General features: G+C 74.1%; 16 protein-coding genes and 1 pseudogene. 6 read left to right on the top strand and 11 right to left on the bottom strand.

The genetic code is table 11. The features are described 5' to 3' along the window. A pseudogene (locus ABZ576_RS31870) lies at positions 1-482 on the top strand (ATP-binding protein); the annotation flags it as partial. A gap of 363 nt (positions 483-845) precedes the next feature. Here ABZ576_RS31870 and pcaD read toward each other — a convergent pair. The 6 genes from pcaD to ABZ576_RS31900 all read right to left on the bottom strand — a co-directional run bounded on the left by pcaD (position 846) and on the right by ABZ576_RS31900 (position 6,201). Next, positions 846-1,967, bottom strand: a complete 1,122-nt coding sequence (gene pcaD / locus ABZ576_RS31875) for a 3-oxoadipate enol-lactonase (protein WP_360748719.1) — start codon at positions 1,965-1,967, stop codon at positions 846-848. Then, complete coding sequence (gene pcaB, locus ABZ576_RS31880; RefSeq protein ID WP_360748722.1) at positions 1,964-3,304, bottom strand: 3-carboxy-cis,cis-muconate cycloisomerase; 1,341 nt, start codon at positions 3,302-3,304, stop codon at positions 1,964-1,966. Before pcaB ends, pcaD begins: the two co-directional genes overlap by 4 nt. Further along, complete coding sequence (gene pcaG, locus ABZ576_RS31885; RefSeq protein ID WP_360748725.1) at positions 3,301-3,903, bottom strand: protocatechuate 3,4-dioxygenase subunit alpha; 603 nt, start codon at positions 3,901-3,903, stop codon at positions 3,301-3,303. The genes pcaB and pcaG overlap by 4 nt, the downstream gene beginning before the upstream one ends. 5 nt (positions 3,904-3,908) lie before the next feature. Further along, positions 3,909-4,682: a protocatechuate 3,4-dioxygenase subunit beta gene (gene pcaH / locus ABZ576_RS31890; RefSeq protein ID WP_360748728.1), complete on the bottom strand. Its 774-nt coding sequence runs from the start codon at positions 4,680-4,682 to the stop codon at positions 3,909-3,911. 119 nt (positions 4,683-4,801) lie between these two features. After that, positions 4,802-5,446, bottom strand: a complete 645-nt coding sequence (locus tag ABZ576_RS31895; protein ID WP_360748731.1) for a CoA transferase subunit B — start codon at positions 5,444-5,446, stop codon at positions 4,802-4,804. Next, positions 5,446-6,201 (bottom strand): CoA transferase subunit A, encoded by a 756-nt coding sequence (locus ABZ576_RS31900; RefSeq protein WP_360748734.1) that lies wholly within the window; start codon positions 6,199-6,201, stop codon positions 5,446-5,448. Before ABZ576_RS31900 ends, ABZ576_RS31895 begins: the two co-directional genes overlap by 1 nt. A gap of 194 nt (positions 6,202-6,395) precedes the next feature. Between ABZ576_RS31900 and ABZ576_RS31905 the strand changes: the two genes are divergently transcribed. Continuing rightward, the gene (locus ABZ576_RS31905) at positions 6,396-6,881 is read left to right on the top strand and encodes a MarR family transcriptional regulator (RefSeq protein WP_360748737.1); all 486 of its coding nucleotides are present in this window, start codon (positions 6,396-6,398) and stop codon (positions 6,879-6,881) included. Between the two features lie 120 nt (positions 6,882-7,001). Here ABZ576_RS31905 and ABZ576_RS31910 read toward each other — a convergent pair whose 3' ends face one another. Continuing rightward, positions 7,002-8,051, bottom strand: coding sequence for a DUF3048 domain-containing protein (locus ABZ576_RS31910; RefSeq protein WP_360748801.1), 1,050 nt, complete (start codon positions 8,049-8,051; stop codon positions 7,002-7,004). Positions 8,052-8,320: 269 nt separating this feature from the next. On the opposite strand from ABZ576_RS31910, the gene ABZ576_RS31915 reads away from it, so the two are divergent. After that, positions 8,321-9,511, top strand: a complete 1,191-nt coding sequence (locus ABZ576_RS31915) for a zinc-dependent alcohol dehydrogenase (protein WP_360748740.1) — start codon at positions 8,321-8,323, stop codon at positions 9,509-9,511. Positions 9,512-9,528: 17 nt separating this feature from the next. On the opposite strand, the gene ABZ576_RS31920 is transcribed toward ABZ576_RS31915, so the two are convergent. Continuing rightward, positions 9,529-10,617: an ATP-dependent DNA ligase gene (locus ABZ576_RS31920; protein WP_360748743.1), complete on the bottom strand. Its 1,089-nt coding sequence runs from the start codon at positions 10,615-10,617 to the stop codon at positions 9,529-9,531. A 73-nt stretch (positions 10,618-10,690) separates the two neighbouring features. Here ABZ576_RS31920 and ligD point away from each other — a divergent pair, with 73 nt between their 5' ends. Together ligD and ABZ576_RS31930 are read left to right on the top strand one after the other, a co-directional pair. Beyond that, positions 10,691-11,710, top strand: coding sequence for a non-homologous end-joining DNA ligase (ligD, locus tag ABZ576_RS31925; protein ID WP_360748746.1), 1,020 nt, complete (start codon positions 10,691-10,693; stop codon positions 11,708-11,710). Between the two features lie 93 nt (positions 11,711-11,803). Continuing rightward, positions 11,804-12,904, top strand: coding sequence for a LacI family DNA-binding transcriptional regulator (locus ABZ576_RS31930; RefSeq protein ID WP_360748749.1), 1,101 nt, complete (start codon positions 11,804-11,806; stop codon positions 12,902-12,904). Positions 12,905-13,196: 292 nt separating this feature from the next. Here the strand turns inward: ABZ576_RS31930 and ABZ576_RS31935 are convergent, their stop codons facing one another. After that, the gene (locus ABZ576_RS31935; protein ID WP_360748752.1) at positions 13,197-13,988 is read right to left on the bottom strand and encodes a VOC family protein; all 792 of its coding nucleotides are present in this window, start codon (positions 13,986-13,988) and stop codon (positions 13,197-13,199) included. Between the two features lie 257 nt (positions 13,989-14,245). On the opposite strand from ABZ576_RS31935, the gene ABZ576_RS31940 reads away from it, so the two are divergent. Then, positions 14,246-14,491: a WhiB family transcriptional regulator gene (locus ABZ576_RS31940; protein WP_360748755.1), complete on the top strand. Its 246-nt coding sequence runs from the start codon at positions 14,246-14,248 to the stop codon at positions 14,489-14,491. A 169-nt stretch (positions 14,492-14,660) separates the two neighbouring features. Here the strand turns inward: ABZ576_RS31940 and ABZ576_RS31945 are convergent, their stop codons facing one another. Next, positions 14,661-15,635, bottom strand: coding sequence for an acyl-ACP desaturase (locus ABZ576_RS31945; protein ID WP_360748758.1), 975 nt, complete (start codon positions 15,633-15,635; stop codon positions 14,661-14,663). A 220-nt stretch (positions 15,636-15,855) separates the two neighbouring features. After that, positions 15,856-16,632: a dimethylargininase gene (ddaH, locus tag ABZ576_RS31950; RefSeq protein ID WP_360748761.1), complete on the bottom strand. Its 777-nt coding sequence runs from the start codon at positions 16,630-16,632 to the stop codon at positions 15,856-15,858. Positions 16,633-16,651: the final 19 nt, after the last annotated feature.

The raw sequence follows: 16,651 nt of genomic DNA on the forward strand, positions 1-16,651 counted from the left end.
GCTCCGTGCGCGGCCGGCTGCTGCTCGCGGTGGGCCGCACCGAGGAGGGCGTCAACGAGCTGGAGGCCGCCGAGAAGACCGCAGCTTCCCGCGGCAGACACAACCCGGTCCTCGCCCCCTGGTCCATCGACCTCGCCAAGGCGCTCGCCGGGCAGGACCCGGCCCGGGCCGCCCAGCTCGCGGCCGACGCCCGCCGGCAGGCCGAGCGGTTCGGCACGGACACCGCCATCGGCGAGGCCCTGCGCTGCGCGGCCGCCCTGGAGACGGGGCAGCGGGCGGTGCAGCTCGCCGCCCGGGCCGTCACCTACCTGGAGGCGTCGCCCTGCCAGTACGAACACGCGGCGGCCCGTGTCGAGTACGGCATCGCGGCCCGCTCGGTCGCGGAACTCCAGCGGGGCCTGGACCTCGCCCGGGCCTGCGGAGCGGACGGGCTGGCCGCACAGGCGCGGGAGGTGCTGGAGCAGGGACGCGGGCTGCGCTGAGCCGCCGGGAACAGGGACGCGGGCTGCGCTGAGCCGCCGGGAGCCGGGGGCGCGGGCTGCGCTGAGCCGCCGGGAACAGGGACGCGGGCTGCGCTGAGCCGCCGGGAGCCGGGGGCGCGGGCCGCGCTGAGCCGCCAGGAGCCGGGGGCGCCGACGGCCTCCGCCGTCCCGGGCCCGGACGGCAGCGGCCGCCCGGCCACCGCCCGGACAGGCCGGCGGCCCCGCCGGTGCGACCCGGCGGGGCCGGCCCCGGGGCCCCGACGGCACCGGCCGCGCCGCCACCGGGGCACGCTGACGGACCCGCCCGCCGGTGCGACCCGGCGGCGCCGGCCCCGAGACCTCAGGGTGACTCCTCCTCCGCCCTCAGGGTGACTCCTCCTCCGCGAGGACCCGCTGGGCCGTGGCGAACGCCGCGTTGGCGGCCGGCACCCCGCAGTACACGGCGGTCTGGAGCAGCACCGCGCCGATCTCCTGCGGTGTCAGCCCGTTGCGACGGGCCGCCCGGACGTGCATCGCCAGCTCCTCGTCGTGGCCGCGCGCGACCAGCGCGGTCAGCGTGATCATGCTGCGCTCGCGGCGGGACAGCGTCGGATCGGTCCAGATCTCCCCCCAGGCGTACCGGGCGATGAAGTCCTGGAAACGGGCGGTGAACGGGGTCTGCCGGGCCTGCGCGCGGTCCACGTGCGCGTCGCCCAGCACCTCCCTGCGCACCGCCGTGCCGCTCGGCGCCGGCCCGTCGAGCTGGGTGCGCAGCGCGGTCAGCACGGCCCCGGGGCACTGCGCCGGCGCCAGGTGGGCGGCCTCCGGCAGCTCCACCAGCGTCGCCGCAGGCACGGCGTCGGCGATCTCCCGCAGGTGCGCGGGCGGGGTCGCCGGATCATGCCGGCCGGCCACGAGGAGGGTCGGTACGGTGATTTCGGCGAGCCGGTCGCGCAGGTCGAACGCGGCGAGCGCGTCGCAGCAGGCGGCGTACGCCTCCGGGTCGGCCTCCCGGTGGTCCCGGAGCAGGGCGGGCACGCTGAACCCGGGCGTGAACCAGCGGGCGTCGGCGGTCTCCACCAGCCACCGCAGCCCCTCGCGGCGCACCCGCTCCGCCCGCTCCCGCCAGGGCTCCGCCCCGCCGAAGTGCGCCGAGGAGCACAGCACCGCCAGCGAGGACAGCCGCTCGGGGTGGTGGACGGCCAGGTGGAGGCCGACGGCGCCGCCGAGGGAGACGCCCGCGTAGGCGAACCGGTCGATGCCGAGCGAGTCGGCGAGCGCCAGCACCAGCGCGGCGAGGTCGCCCACGGTCGCGCCCGCGCCGATCAGGCCGGCCGCCGAACCACCGTGTCCCGGCAGGTTCCAGCGGACCACGCGGTGACCGGCGGACAGCTCGGGCGCGACCTGGTCCCACAGGGCGTGGGAGGTGCCGAGCGAGGGCCCGAGCAGCAGCGGTGGTGCACTGGCGGGGCCTTCTACGAGGTGGTCGAGGATTTCCGCGGTCAACGTCGCTCCAGGGCACGGTCGGTGAGGGCACCGGCGAAACCGGTGTAGCGGGCGGGGTCGAGGAGGTCGTCCAGGTCGAGGCCCGTCAGCTCCGGCACCGCGGCCAGGAGTTCGCGCAGCGGACGGTCCTCGTCGTGGGCGCGCCGGGCCAGCGCGGTCAGCAGCTCTTTCGCCCGGGCCCGGCCGAGGACGGGGGCGAGGGCGGCGGACAGCCGTTCGGAGACGATCAGGCCCCGGGTGGCGCCGAGATTGCGGCGCATCGCGGCGGGGTGCACGCGCAGCTCCCCGGCCAGCCCCGCCGCGTGCGCGGCCGCCCCGCCCGTCAGCCGGAGCAGCTCGCGCAGCGGCTCCCACTCGGCGTGCCAGGCGCCGGCCGGCCGCTCGTCCTCGGCGGCGAGACAGCCGTACAGGGTCGCCGCGAGCTGGGGTGCGCGCCGGGCGGCCGCCGCGAGGAGCGTGGCGCGCACCGGGTTCGCCTTGTGCGGCATGGCCGACGAGCCGCCGCCGCTGCCCTCGCTCACCTCGCCGATCTCGGTCCGCGACAACGTCAGCACGTCCACCGCGAGCTTGCCCAGTGCGCCCGCTGCCAGGGCCAGGCACCCCGCCAGGTCCGCGATCGGCGTGCGCAGCGTGTGCCACGGCAGCACCGGCGCCGCCAGTCCGACTTCGGTTGCGTACGCCCGCGTCAGAGCGTCCGCGTCCCGTACGCCGTACACCTCGAAGGCCGCCAGGGTCCCGGCGGCGCCGCCCAGTTGGGCGGGGAGCGCGTCGCGTACCCGGGTGACGCGGTCGCGTGCGTCCAGGACCAGCGACCGCCAGCCGGCCGCCTTCAGTCCGAACGTGACCGGTACGGCGTGCTGGGTGAGCGTCCGTCCGGGCATGACCGTGTCGCGGTGCTCGGCGGCGAGCCCGGCCAGCGCCCGCTCGGTCCGGCCGAGGTCGGCGAGTACCGGGCCGAGGGCGCGCACGGCGACCAGCATCGTCGCCGTGTCCATGATGTCCTGGCTGGTGGCGCCCCGGTGGACGTAGGGGCCGTACTCCTCGCCGACCGCCGCGGTCAGGTCGGCGACCAGCGGGATGACCGGGTTCCCGCCGGCCGGCGTCCGCGCCGCCAGCGAGCGGATGTCGAAACCGTCCGGGACGGCCGCCGCGGTCACCGCCGCCGCTGCCTCGGCCGGGGCGAGCCCCAGCGCCGCCTGCGCCCGGGTCAGCCCGGCCTCCGCGTCGAGGAGCGCCCGGAGATACGCGTGGTCGCCGGTCTCGGACGCGGCGCCCGACGGCCCCCACTCGGGGCCGAGCAGGCCGGTGCCGGCGTAGGGAGGGGACGCGGAAGTCACCGGAACTCCAGGAAGACCGTCTCGCCTTCACCCTGGAGGCGGATGTCGAAGCGGTAGGTGCCGTGACCCTCGTCGCCGGCGATCAGCGTGTCGCGCCGGTCGCCCACCCGGGCCAGCAGCGGGTCGGCGGCCAGGGCGGCCTCGTCGCCCGGCAGGTAGATCCGGGTGAACAGGTGGACGAGCAGACCGCGCGCGAAGACGCAGACGCCCAGGTACGGCGCGTTCCCGCCGCGCGCGCCAGGCCGCAGCGTACGCGCGTACCAGTGGCCGTCCGCGTCGGTCTGGCTGCGGCCCCATCCGGTGAACTCCACGCCGTTGCGGCCGAGGTGGCCGCCGGTGGCCGGGTCGCGCCGGAGGGATCCGTCCACCCGCGGCACCGTGCCGTCGGGGCGTGGGCCCCACAGCTCGACCAGCGCGTCGGGCAGCGGTGCGCCCGCGCCGTCGAGCACGCGGCCGTGCACGGTGACGGTGTCCGGGTGGCCGAGCGGCGCGATCTCCTCGCCGCCGCGGAACGGCAGCGCGTGGCCGTAGAACGGGCCGACCGTGTGGGACGGCGTGGGCGGGACCCGTCCCGGGCCGCTGGTGTCGGTGGTGGTCATGGCGGTCAGCGTCCTTCTTCCGTCCAGGTGGCGGCCGGGCCGTCCAGCACGATGTCCCAGCGGTAGCCGAGGGAGAACTCCGGCACCGACAGGCCGTGGTCGTAGGCGGCGACCAGCCGCTGCCGGGCCGCGTTGTCCGTCACCGACCGGAGGATCGGGTCGTACGGGAAGAGCGGGTCGTTCGGGAAGTACATCTGGGTCACCAGCCGCTGGGTGAACGCCGTGCCGAACACCGAGAAGTGGATGTGGGCCGGGCGCCAGGCGCCCACGTGGTTGCGCCAGGGGTAGGGGCCCGGCTGGATGGTGGTGAAGTGGTAGCGGCCGTCGGCGTCGGTGAGGGTACGGCCCACCCCGCTGAAGTTCGGGTCCAGCGGGGCGTCGTGCTGTTCCCTCTGGTGGGCGTAGCGGCCCGCCGAGTTGGCCTGCCATATCTCGACGAGCTGGCCGCGCACCGGCCGCCCGTCCCGGTCCAGGAGCCGCCCGGAGACGGTGATGCGCTCGCCGATCGGGTCCCCGGTGTGCTGCCGGGTGAGGTCGTTGTCGGTCTCGGTGATGTCGCGCTCCCCGAAGGCGGGGGAGTGCAGTTCGACCAGTTCGGGGTCGCTCGCGGTGTCGATGGCGACCAGGGGCTGCTTCGGGTGGCGCAGCACCGAGGAGCGGTAGGGCGCGTAGTCGCGGCGGGGGTGGTGCTCGACGGGTGCGCCGCCCGCGACGCGCTGGTCGTAGGCGGCCTGCTCCGCCGCGATCTCCTGGTCGATGTCCTGCTGGGTGAGGGCCATGGGATGCCTGACGCTTTCTTGGCGTTCGCGGACGAGGGCGGGAGGCCGCACCACGCCGGTGCGGGGGGCGGCCGCACGGCTGCCGGAATCCCGGGGGCCCGGCTGCCGGGCCGTGCGGTTCACAGCACGTCCTCCCCGATGGTCATCGCGGCGTCGGTCCGCACGACGACGTCCTCGACGCTCACGCCGGGGGCGGTCTCCACCAGGACGAGCCCGGTGCCGGTGACGTCCAGTACGGCGAGGTCCGTGATGACGCGGTCCACGCACGCCTCGCCCGTGAGCGGCAGCGTGCACCGCTCGAGGATCTTCGGGGAGCCGTCCTTGGCGGTGTGCGTCATCACCACGATCACCCGCCGGGCGCCGTGCACCAGGTCCATCGCGCCGCCGATCCCGGTGACCAGCTTGCCCGGCACCGCCCAGTTGGCCAGGTCGCCGCCGGCGGACACCTGCATCGCGCCGAGCACGGCCACGTCGATGTGCCCGCCACGGATCATCGCGAAGGACAGCGCCGAGTCGAAGAAGGACGCGCCCGGCAGGACGGTCACGGTCTCCTTGCCGGCGTTGACGAGGTCCGGGTCGACCTCGTCCTCGGCCGGGTACGGGCCGGTGCCCAGGATGCCGTTCTCCGACTCCAGCACCACCTCGACGCCCGGCGGGAGGTGGTTCGGTATCAGCGTGGGCAGGCCGATGCCCAGGTTGACGTACTCCCCGTCCCGCAGCTCCCGGGCCGCGCGGGCGGCCATCTCCTCGCGTGTCCAGGCCATCAGCCGCTCACCGTCCGCCGCTCGATCCGCTTGTCCGCCGCCTGCTCGGGGGTGAGTGCCACGACCCGCTGCACAAAGATGCCCGGCACGTGCACCACGTCGGGATCGATCACACCCGGCTCGACCAGCTCCTCCACCTCGGCGATCGTGATCCGGCCGGCCATGGCCGCGAGGGGGTTGAAGTTCCGCGCGGACCTGCGGAACACCAGATTGCCGTGCCGGTCCCCCCGGGCGGCCCTGACCAGAGCGAAGTCGGTGCGGATGCCGCGCTCCAGCACGTACGTCACGCCGTCGAACTCCCGTACCTCCTTCGGGGGCGAGGCCAGCGCGACCCCGCCCGCGCCGTCGTAGCGCCAGGGCAGGCCGCCGTCGGCGACCTGGGTGCCGACCCCGGCCGGGGTGTAGAAGGCGGGGATGCCGGCGCCGCCCGCGCGCAGCCGCTCGGCCAGCGTGCCCTGCGGGATCAGCTCCACCTCCAGCTCACCGGCCAGGTACTGGCGGGCGAACTCCTTGTTGGCGCCGATGTACGAGCCCGTCACCCGGGCGATGCGCCCCGCGGCCAGCAGCACGGCGAGCCCGGACTCCATCGCCCCGCAGTTGTTGGACACCACGCTCAGCCCGCCGGCACCCCGCTCGTACAGCGCCTGGATCAGCACGTTCGGCACACCGCTGAGCCCGAATCCGCCGACGGCGAGCGAGGCGCCGTCCGGCACGTCGGCCACCGCCTCCCCGGCCGTGGCGACCACCTTGTCCATCCGTGAAGCTCCGTCCCTCCGGTTCAGCAGAGCCTCGATAATCAGCGCACTGACTATTTCGGCGAGGTGCCGCACACGCTGCCACCGGGACGCCGATGCCGTCAATACCGGGATCGGAGCGGTCGGCGGGCGCAGACACGTGGCACGGTGGCGAGTATTGTTCAGTGCACCAACGAACGATCTGGGGAGCGCACATGGCCGCGGCGGACCTCGCCACCCATCCCGGACACCTGGCCCGGCGGCTCCAGCAGGCGCACCACCTGCTGTGGAACACCATGGTCTCGGAGGAGATCACCTCACCGCAGTTCGCGGTCATGAACGCGCTCGTCGCCGAGCCGGGCCTGGACCAGCGGACCGTGGGCGAGCGGGTGGGCCTGGACCGGTCGACCATCGCCGAGGTCATCAGCCGGCTCGGCCGCCGCGAGCTGCTGCACAAGGTGCGCGACCCGCAGGACGGCCGGCGCTGTCTGCTCCGTCTGACCGAGGAGGGCGTGCGCACCCACCGCAAGCTGACCGTGCGCACCGCCCGAATGAACCAGGTGTTCCTCGCCCCGCTGTCCGCCGACGAACAGACGGTGTTCCTCGACCTGCTCCGCCGGGTCGCGGACGCGGCGGAGACCCTTCGCAACCCGGGCGAGGGGCCACGCGACACGGCCGAGCCACTGGCCGCCCGGGGCTGACCACCGGCCGCCCGGCGCCGACCGCCGAAGGCGGCCGCGCAGGGCCGGCCGCCGAGCCGCTGTTGGCCGGTCGCCGGGGCCGGCCGCCGGTTGCCGGGCGCGCCCGCGCGGTGCCGTACCTCAAGTGGCCGGTGCCAGCACCACCCATACCTGCCCGGCGGCGAAGTCCAGCGGGCTGCCGTCCGCCGCCGTGAACGCCGTACCGTCCGTCGCGGCGGGCCGCGACCACGAGGCGTCGAACGACCGCCCGTCACGCAGCACCTCGGCCTCTCCCGAACCGACCGTCACCGGGTACGGCGTGTGGTTGCCGAGTACGTCGTGGTAGCGGGAGGTGCGGATCTCCACGTACTGCACGACCACCGTGGCCGGGGCGAGGCGGCCCTGACCGGCCGCCGCCGTTCCGGTCGGATCGGTTCCGGCCGTCGCCGGTTCCCTCGTCACCGCGGCGTCGCCGTCCATCGCGACCAGCCAGCCGCCGCGCCCGGCGGACCAGGTGAAGGTGAAGCGGGCGGCCGGGTAGCGCACGGTCCGCTCGGTGACGGGCGTGCCGCCGGGGGGCAGCGGGCCGTACCGGAAACCCGTGGTCAGCGCCGCCTCACCCGGGGCGGCGGGCAGCAGCGCGGCGGGGCGCAGGTACAGGTTGTGCGGGGCGGGCTCGGCGGTGCCCCGGTGGTAGGCGCCCGGGACCTGGTCGGGGGAGCGGGCCCGCAGCGGGGCCTGGTCGATCAGCGGCAGCAGCCCGCGCCGGGCACCCGAGAAGGCGAGCGTCGGCCGGTGGAACTGGCGCAGCAGCTCCAGGTCGGACTCGCGGGCGCTGCGCACGGGCCCGACGGTCTCCGGCAGCTTCGTCGCGTAGACCGCCATCAGCCGGCTCAGGCCCCCCTCCACCGGCTCCACGTACACGACGTCCGCCGCGGCGAGCCCGGTCTGCGGGCGGGCCGCGGGCACGTTGTCGATCTTCACGGCGAGCGGCGATCCGGCCGCCGTCGAACGGTGCGGTGACGGCAGCGCAGGCGACGGCAGCGCAGGCGACGGCAGCGTGCTGGGGTGCGGTGAGCGGCCGTCGTCGCGGCTGTCCCCCGAGCAGCCCGCCGAGAGCGCGGCCGACAGCGTGGCGGCCAGCACCGCCTCCGTCAGCGCGGTCCGCCGCGCGTGCGCCCTGTGTCCCATGCCCACCGTCGCCACCCCGTCCGTGTGATCCGATTGTGCGCTCGTCCGGTCGCTGTCGGCCATACGTGGTCACCTCCGGTCGCGCGCGCCGGAAGAGAGGGCGGGTGCGCGGATGGTGGCCGGGTGCGGCGGTCGGGTCGCGGTCGGGTCGGGTGTGCCGGTGGTGGTCGGGTGCGGCGGCGGGACGCGGTTCGGTGGTGGTGCGCGCGGGTACCCGGGCGCCACCGCACGCAGGACGCAGCCGTACGCGACCAAGGGAGCGCGACCCCATGAAGGCAGTCACCTGGCAGGGCAAGCGGGACGTCCGGGTGGAGGACGTGCCCGACCCCCGGATCGAGGAACCCACCGACGCCGTCATCCGCGTCACATCCACCGGATTGTGCGGCTCCGACCTGCACTTGTACGAGGTGCTCACCCCGTTCATGACCCCGGGCGACATCCTCGGCCACGAGCCCATGGGCATCGTGGAGGAGGTCGGCTCCGAGGTGACCGGGCTGCGGCCCGGCGACCGGGTCGTGGTGCCGTTCCAGATCGCCTGCGGGCACTGCTTCATGTGCGACACCGGGCTGCCCACCCAGTGCGAGACCACGCAGGTCACCGGCGAGGGCATGGGCGCGGCCCTGTTCGGCTACACCCGCCTGTACGGTGCCGTACCCGGCGGCCAGGCCGAGTACCTGCGCGTCCCGCAGGCGCAGTTCGGACCGATCAAGGTGCCCGAGGGGCCGCCGGACGACCGGTTCGTCTACCTCTCCGACGTGCTGCCCACCGCCTGGCAGGCCGTCGAGTACGCCGCCGTCCCGCCGGGCGGCACCCTCGCGGTCCTCGGCCTCGGCCCGATCGGCGACATGGCCTGCCGCATCGCCATGGCCCGCGGTGCCGAACGGGTCTTCGGCATCGACCTGGTGCCCGAGCGGCTCGCCCGGGCGCAGCGGCGCGGCGTGGAGACGTACGACCTCAGGGCCTTCGACAACGAGAAGGCGCTCGTCCACGCGATCCAGGACGTGACCGGCGGCCGGGGTCCGGACGCGGTGATCGACGCCGTCGGCACCGAGGCGCACGGCAGCCACGTCGCCAAGCTCGTCCAGCAGACCGCGGCGCTCATGCCGCGCAAGCTCGGCGGCCCGCTCGCCGAGCGGTTCAGCGTCGACCGGATGGGCGCGCTCTACACCGCCATCGACCTGGTCCGCCGCGGCGGCACCATCTCGCTCAGCGGTGTCTACGGCGGCATGGCCGACCCGATGCCGATGCTCACCCTCTTCGACAAGCAGATCCAGCTCCGGATGGGCCAGGCCAACGTCCGCCGCTGGAGCGACGAGATCATGCCCTTCCTGACGGACGAGGACCCGCTCGGCGTCGAGGACTTCGCCACGCACCGGGTACCGCTGTCGGACGCGCCGCGCGCTTACGAGATGTTCCAGCAGAAGCGGGACGGCGCGGTCAAGATCCTCATGCAGCCGTAACGTCCCGCGCCCGCCGCTCAGCCGTCGGCGCTGCCGTGGTCCCTCTCGCCGAGGATCTCCGCCAGGTCGTAGCGCACCGGCTCCTCCAGCTGGGCGTACGTGCAGCTCTCCGGCGTGCGGTCCGGCCGCCAGCGGCGGAAGCGGGCCGTGTGCCGGAACCGCTGCCCGTTCTCCATGTGGTCGTACGCCACCTCGGCCACCCGCACCGGCCGCAACGGCACCCAGGACAGGTCCTTCTTGCCGGACCAGCGGCTCGGCGCCCCCGGCAGCCGGGCCGTCTCGTGGGCGGCCTCGTCCGTCCAGGCCGCCCACGGATGCCCCGACACGTCCGCCATGCGCAGCGGCTCCAGCTCCTCCACCAGCTCGGCGCGCTTCTTCATGGAGAAGGCCGCCGAGACACCCACGTGCTGGAGCCGGCCGTGCTCGTCGTACAGCCCCAGCAGCAGGGATCCGACCACCGGGCCGGTCTTGTGGAAGCGGTACCCGGCGACCACGACGTCCGCCGTCCGCTCGTGCTTGATCTTGTACATCGCCCGCTCGTCCTGGAGGTAGTGCAGGGTGAGCGGCTTGGCGACGACCCCGTCCAGACCGGCGCCCTCGAACTGCTCGAACCACTGCCGGGCCATCTCGAGGTCGGTCGTGGCCGGTGCCACGTGCACGGGCGGGGTCGCTGCGGCAAGGGCCCGGTCCAGCAGCGCGCGGCGGTCCGTCAGCGGCACGTCGAGCAGCGCGTGGTCGTCCAGGGCCAGCAGGTCGAATGCGACGAAGGAGGCCGGGGTCTTCTCGGCGAGCATGCGCACCCGGGAGGCCGCGGGGTGGATCCGCTCGGTGAGGGCGTCGAAGTCCAGCCGGCCACCGCGCGCGATCACGATCTCCCCGTCCAGGACGCACCGCTCGGGCACCCGCTCCCTGAGCGCCTCGACCAGCTCGGGAAAGTACCTGGTCAACGGCTTTCCGGTACGGCTGCCCAACTCCACTTCGGCCCCGTCCCGGAACACGATCGACCGGAAGCCGTCCCACTTCGCCTCGTAGTGCATCCCCGGCGGGATCTTCGCCACGGACTTGGCGAGCATGGGCTTGACGGGCGGCATGACGGGCAGATCCATGGTCCGATTCTGCTCGTATACATCCTGCTCTGCCCGGTATGCGCGCTGTGTGGGGTGCGCCTACCGTGGCCGCATGGGCGATGCGGTGGAACTGGAGGTGGGCGGCCGGACCGTACGGCTGTCCAGCCCGGACAAGGTGTTCTTCCCGGAGCGGGGTTTCACCAAGCTGGATCTCGCGCGGTACTACGCCGCGGTCGGCCCCGGCATCCTGCGCGCCCTGCGCGATCGCCCCACCACCCTGGAGCGCTACCCGGACGGCGTCGGCGGCGAGTGGTTCTACCAGAAGCGGGCGCCGAAGGGCATGCCCGACTGGATCCCCACCGCGCACATCACCTTCCCCAGCGGGCGCAGCGCCGACGAGATGTGCCCCACCGAGGAGGCCGCCGTGGTGTGGGCCGCCCAGTACGGCACGCTCACCTTCCACCCCTGGCCGGTGCGCGGCACCGACGTCGACCACCCCGACGAACTCCGCATCGACCTCGACCCGCAGCCCGGCACCGACTACGACGACGCGGTCCGCGCCGCCGGCGAACTCAGGGCGGTCCTGGACGAGTTCGGCGGACTGCGGGGCTGGCCCAAGACCTCGGGCGGCCGCGGCCTGCACGTCTTTGTGCCCATCGAGCCGCGCTGGACCTTCACCCAGGTGCGCCGCGCGGCGATCGCGGTCGGCCGGGAGATGGAGCGCCGGATGCCCGAGCAGGTCACCATCAAGTGGTGGAAGGAGGAACGCGGGCGCCGTATCTTCCTCGACTACAACCAGACCGCCCGCGACCGCACCATCGCCTCCGCCTACTCCGTACGCCCCCGCCCGCACGCCCCCGTCTCCGCACCGCTGCGCTGGGACGAGGTCGGTGTCGCCCATCCCCGCGACTTCGACCTGGCCACCATGCCGGCCCGGTTCGCCGAACTCGGCGACGTGCACGCCGACATGGACGACCACGCCTACTCGCTTGAGGCCCTGCTGGAACTGGCCCGCCGGGACGAACACGACCACGGCCTGGGCGACCTGCCGTACCCGCCGGAGTACCCGAAGATGCCGGGCGAACCGAAACGCGTCCAGCCGAGCCGCGCCCGCCGCGAACCGTCGCCCTGACGAAGCCGGTCCCCCGGCCGGTCCGTTCCGGCACCGGCCGGGCCGGGGCCCCGCGGCTATCCTGAGCGCCAGCCGCCGATGAGGAGTCCCGAAGTGACCGAGGCAGTGTCGCGTCCGACGCTGGAGGCCGTGGCCGCGCGGGCCGGCGTGTCCCGGGCCACCGTGTCCCGGGTGGTCAACGGCGGCGACGGGGTCCGCGAGCCCCTGGCCGAGCGGGTCCGCCAGGCCGTCGAGGAGCTCGGGTACGTCCCCAACCAGGCCGCGCGCAGCCTCGTCACCCGGCGGCACGACGCCGTCGCGGTCGTCATCGCCGAGCCCGAGGCGCGGGTCTTCGCCGATCCCTTCTTCGCCCGTCAGCTCCGTGGCATCAGCAAGGAGCTGACCGCGCACGACAACCAGCTGGTGCTGCTGCTCATCGAGGGCCGTGCCGATCACGCGCGCGTGGCCCGCTACCTCGCCGGCGGCCACGTCGACGGCGCGCTCGTCTTCTCCCTGCACCTGGACGACCCGCTGCCCGAGCTCATCCGGGACGCCGGTGTGCCCACCGTGTTCGGCGGACGCCCCGGCTGGGGCCCGGACGGCGCGGCCGCCGGCCCGGCGGGCGGGGCGTCCGGGGAGGACCCGGGCGTGCGGTACGTCGACTGCGACAACCGGGGCGGCGCCCGCACGGCGGTACGGCATCTCGTGGACCTCGGCCGCCGGCGCGTCGCGCACATCGCCGGCGCGCTGGACCAGACCTCGGCCGTGGACCGCCTCGACGGCTACCGGGACGTGATGACCGACGTGCTGGGCGAGAGCGATCCCCGGCTGGTCGTGGAGAGCGACTTCACCCCCGGCGGCGGCGAACGCGCCATGCGCGAACTGCTCGACCGCTGCCCGGACCTGGACGCCGTGTTCGCCGCCAACGACCTCACCGCGCTCGGTGCCCTGCGGGTGCTGCGCGCGAGTGGCCGGCGGGTGCCGGAGGACGTGGCCGTGGTCGGCTTCGACGACATGGTGCCGGTGACCGAGCAGGCCGACCCACCGCTGACGACCGTCCGTCAGGACATCGAGGAGATGGGCCGGCTGATGGCCTGCATGCTGCTGGAGGACCTGCCCGGCGCCCGCGAGCGGGACGGTGCGCCGGCCGCCTGGAGCACACTGCCGTCCGCGGTGATCCTCCCGACGACCCTGGTCCGCCGCGCCTCCGCCTAAGCCGTGTCTTTCGGATCACCCCGGGGCCGCGGGGCTTGGCACGCACATCTGCCGCGTTGTCGTCGGTCGCCGACGCGCCGCGTCGACTCCCTCCTCCGCCTTGCAGCTGCACGCACCAAGCCCCGCTCACCGGCACCACCAACGAACCGCACGGCGGAGTCGGGCTGATCCGAAAGACACGGCCTAGCCCCCGCGGTGGCGGCCCCGACCGGGGGTGACGGCGGGTCCGGGCGTCGGCGGTGACCCGGGTCCCCGACCGGCCGGCGGTGGCCCGGTCCCCGGGCCGTCGGGTTCAGCCCTGCGGCGACTCGCCCTTGATCACCGCGAAGCGGACCCCGTACGGATCGGCGAGCTTGGCCATCCGGCCCACCCCCGCCACGGTCGTCGCGGGCATCCGCACCCGCCCGCCGAGCCGCTCGGCCTGCTCGACCACGGCGTCGGTGTCCTCCACCGCGAAGTACGGCAGCCAGTACGCTCCGTCCTTTGCCTCGGCGGGGGCGTCGGCCAGCGGCACCATCCCGCCGAACATCGCGTCCTCACCGGCGCCGGACGCGTTGACGCAGGTGTACGTGCCACCCGGGAAGGGCACCGCGGAGGTCTCCAGGCCGAGCACCCTGTTGTAGAAGGCGGCGGCCGCCGCGATGTCCGGCGTGTACAGCTCGACCCAGCACAGCGCGCCCGGCTCGCTCGCCACGTCCACGCCCTGGGTCCGCCCCGGCTGCCAGATGCCGAACGGGACGCCCGCCTGGTCGGCGAGGATCGCCATGTGGCCCTGGCCCATCACGTCCACCGGATGGAACAGCACGCTGCCGTGGGCCTGTTCGGCCGCCTTGGCGGTGGCCTGGGCGTCCTCGCTGCGGAAGTACACCGTCCAGGCCGGCGGGCCCTGCTCGGGTCCGGTCCGCATGCCGCCCGCGACGGTTCTGCCGTCCAGCTGGAAGAAGCCGTAACCGCCGGCCTCCGGTCCCGCCGACCGGAACCGCCAGCCGAAGAGGGCACCGTAGAAGGAGGTGGCGCCGTCGATGTCGGGGCTGCCGACGTCGATCCAGTTGGGGGCGCCGTCGACGAAACGGGTGGTGAGCATCTCGGCCCTCCTGGAAAGGGGTCCCGTCCTGTGCACTGCCGAGTCTGGCACCGCCCACCGACAACCGCCGCCGGGCCGCGCTGCGGCGCCGCACCCGCTTTCGCACACCGCCTCGCACACCGCCTCGCACACCGCCCCGCGCGCCGCCGTGCGTACGCGGGGCCGGGGAAGCATCATCGACGCGGTCCGAGGACCCGGGGCCGCGCCGTTGAGCCGGCGTTGATCGAACGTTTTTCGGCCTGCGGCAGGCTCCTGGCATGTACTCCGCAGCGATCACCCCGGCCGACGAGACCTGGCAGGCGCAGGCCCTGTGCGCGCAGACCGGCCCGGACTTCTTCTTCCCCGAGCCCGGCAGCTCCGTGCGCGAGGCGAAGCGCATCTGCGCGATGTGCGAGCTGCGCCCGGCCTGCCTGGACTACGCGCTGGCCAACGACGAGCGCTTCGGCGTCTGGGGCGGCCTTTCCGAGAAGGAGCGCCTGGCCCTGCGGCGCACCGCCACCTGACGCCACCCGCTCAGCCACGCACGGGCCGCCGCCCCCGGCGCCGCCGCCCGCGGCCCGTCATACGACTGCGGGCCGGGGACGGGCCTGCGGCCCTCCCCGGCCCGAGCCGGTTGCGGTGCGCTCCGGCCGGCGGCCGCGCTCGTGTGCCGCGGACGCCGGCCGTGGAGCGTCAGGCTCCGGCGCGTGCCGCCATGCGGGCCTTGCGCGCGGCGAGCTTCTCGTCGAACTTCGAGGCCTCCGCGTGCAGCCCGCCCAGGTACAGCCCCAGTTCCTCCTGCGCCTGGCGTCCCTCGGGACCGAGCCCGTCGATCTCCATGACCTTCAGGAAGCGCAGCACCGGCTGGAGCACGTCGTCGTGGTGGATGCGCAGGTTGTAGACCTCGCCGATCGCCATCTGCGCGGCGGCCCGCTCGAAGCCGGGGATGCCGTGGCCGGGCATGCGGAAGTTGACCACGACGTCCCGGACCGCCTGCATGGTCAGGTCGGGGGCGAGCTCGAAGGCGGCCTTGAGCAGGTTGCGGTAGAAGACCATGTGCAGGTTCTCGTCGGTCGCGATGCGGGCGAGCATGCGGTCGCAGACCGGGTCACCGGACTGGTGGCCGGTGTTGCGGTGCGAGATCCGGGTGGCGAGCTCCTGGAAGGCGACGTAGGCGATCGAGTGCAGCATCGAGTGCCGGTTGTCCGACTCGAAGCCCTCGCTCATGTGGGACATGCGGAACCGCTCCAGCTGGTCCGGGTCCACCGCGCGCGAGGTCAGCAGGTAGTCCCGCATGACGATGCCGTGGCGGCCCTCCTCGGCCGTCCAGCGGTGCACCCAGGTGCCCCAGGCGCCGTCGCGGCCGAAGAGTGAGGCGATCTCGTGGTGGTAGCTCGGGAGGTTGTCCTCGGTGAGCAGGTTGACCACGAGGGCGATGCGGCCGATCTCCGTCACCTGGGACTGGTCCTTCTCCCAGGCTTCCCCGTCCTCGAAGAGGCCCGGGAAGTTGCGGCCGTCGCTCCACGGCACGTACTCGTGCGGCATCCAGTCCTTGGCGACCGTCAGATGCCGGTTCAATTCCCTCTCGACCACTTCCTCCAGTGCGTAGAGCAGCCGCGCGTCGGTCCAGACGGTCGGGCTGCCGAGGTGGGGAGAGGTCATCGTCACAGGAACTCCAGGGGGACGCCGAACTACGGGGAAGGGGTGGCCGGCGAGCGGTGCCGGGAACCTACGTGATCGTAGGCTACGAAGCCGTAGGTTACGAAGCCGTAGGTTAAGGCGGCCGTAAAGAATCGCTGATCAGCCCACCCGAACGGCCCCGCGCGGGCATGCCGGACAGCCCCGGAACCCGCAGGTCCCGGGGCTGTGGTGGAAGAGCGTCTTCCGGTCAGGCGTACAGCCCCCGCAGGCGCACCGAGAGGCAGGTCACACAACCCTCCAGCTTCTCGAACTCGCTGATGTCGACCGTGACCACCTCATGGCCGAGGTCGGTCAGCAGCTCCGCCGTCTTGGGGGCGCTCGCCGCCATCAGCAGCTTGCCGCCGCCGAGCAGGACCACGTGCGCGCCGGACTCCTCCGGCACCGACAGGAAGCCCGGGAACAGCGACGGCCGGTCCACCTGGGGGATGTGCCCGATCACCGTGCCGTCGGGCAGCGCGGTCACGGCCGTCTTCAGGTGGAGCACCCTGGTCACGGGCACCGCCACCACACGGGCGCCCAGCGGCTCGAAAGCCGCCCGCAGCTGCTGCACCCCGGCCGCGTTGGTCCGCCCGCTGCGGCCGACGTACACCGTGTCGCCGACCTTGAGGACGTCACCGCCGTCCAGCGTGCCCGGGTCCCATATCCAGTTCACCGAACAGCCCAGACGGGCCACCGCCTCCTCGACGCCGGCGGTCTCCGCCCGCCGGGACTCGGCACCGGGACGGGTGATCAACGCCACGTTCTTGTACATGACCACGGTGTCCTCCACGAACACCGAGTCCGGGCAGTCGTCGGCGGGGTCGACCTCGATCGTCTCCCAGCCGTGGGTGCGGAGCGCCTCGACATAGGCCTCCCACTGCTCGCCGGCGAGCCCGGCGTCGACCTTCTCCCGCTCGATGTGCGTCACCAGGCCGTCGGCGAGGCGGGGGCCGGGGCGGCGGACGAGGGCCTTCTTGCTGGGCACGAGGGACCTTTCGTATCGA

This window comes from Streptomyces sp. NPDC013455, from assembly GCF_040632975.1.
Taxonomy (GTDB): domain Bacteria; phylum Actinomycetota; class Actinomycetes; order Streptomycetales; family Streptomycetaceae; genus Streptomyces.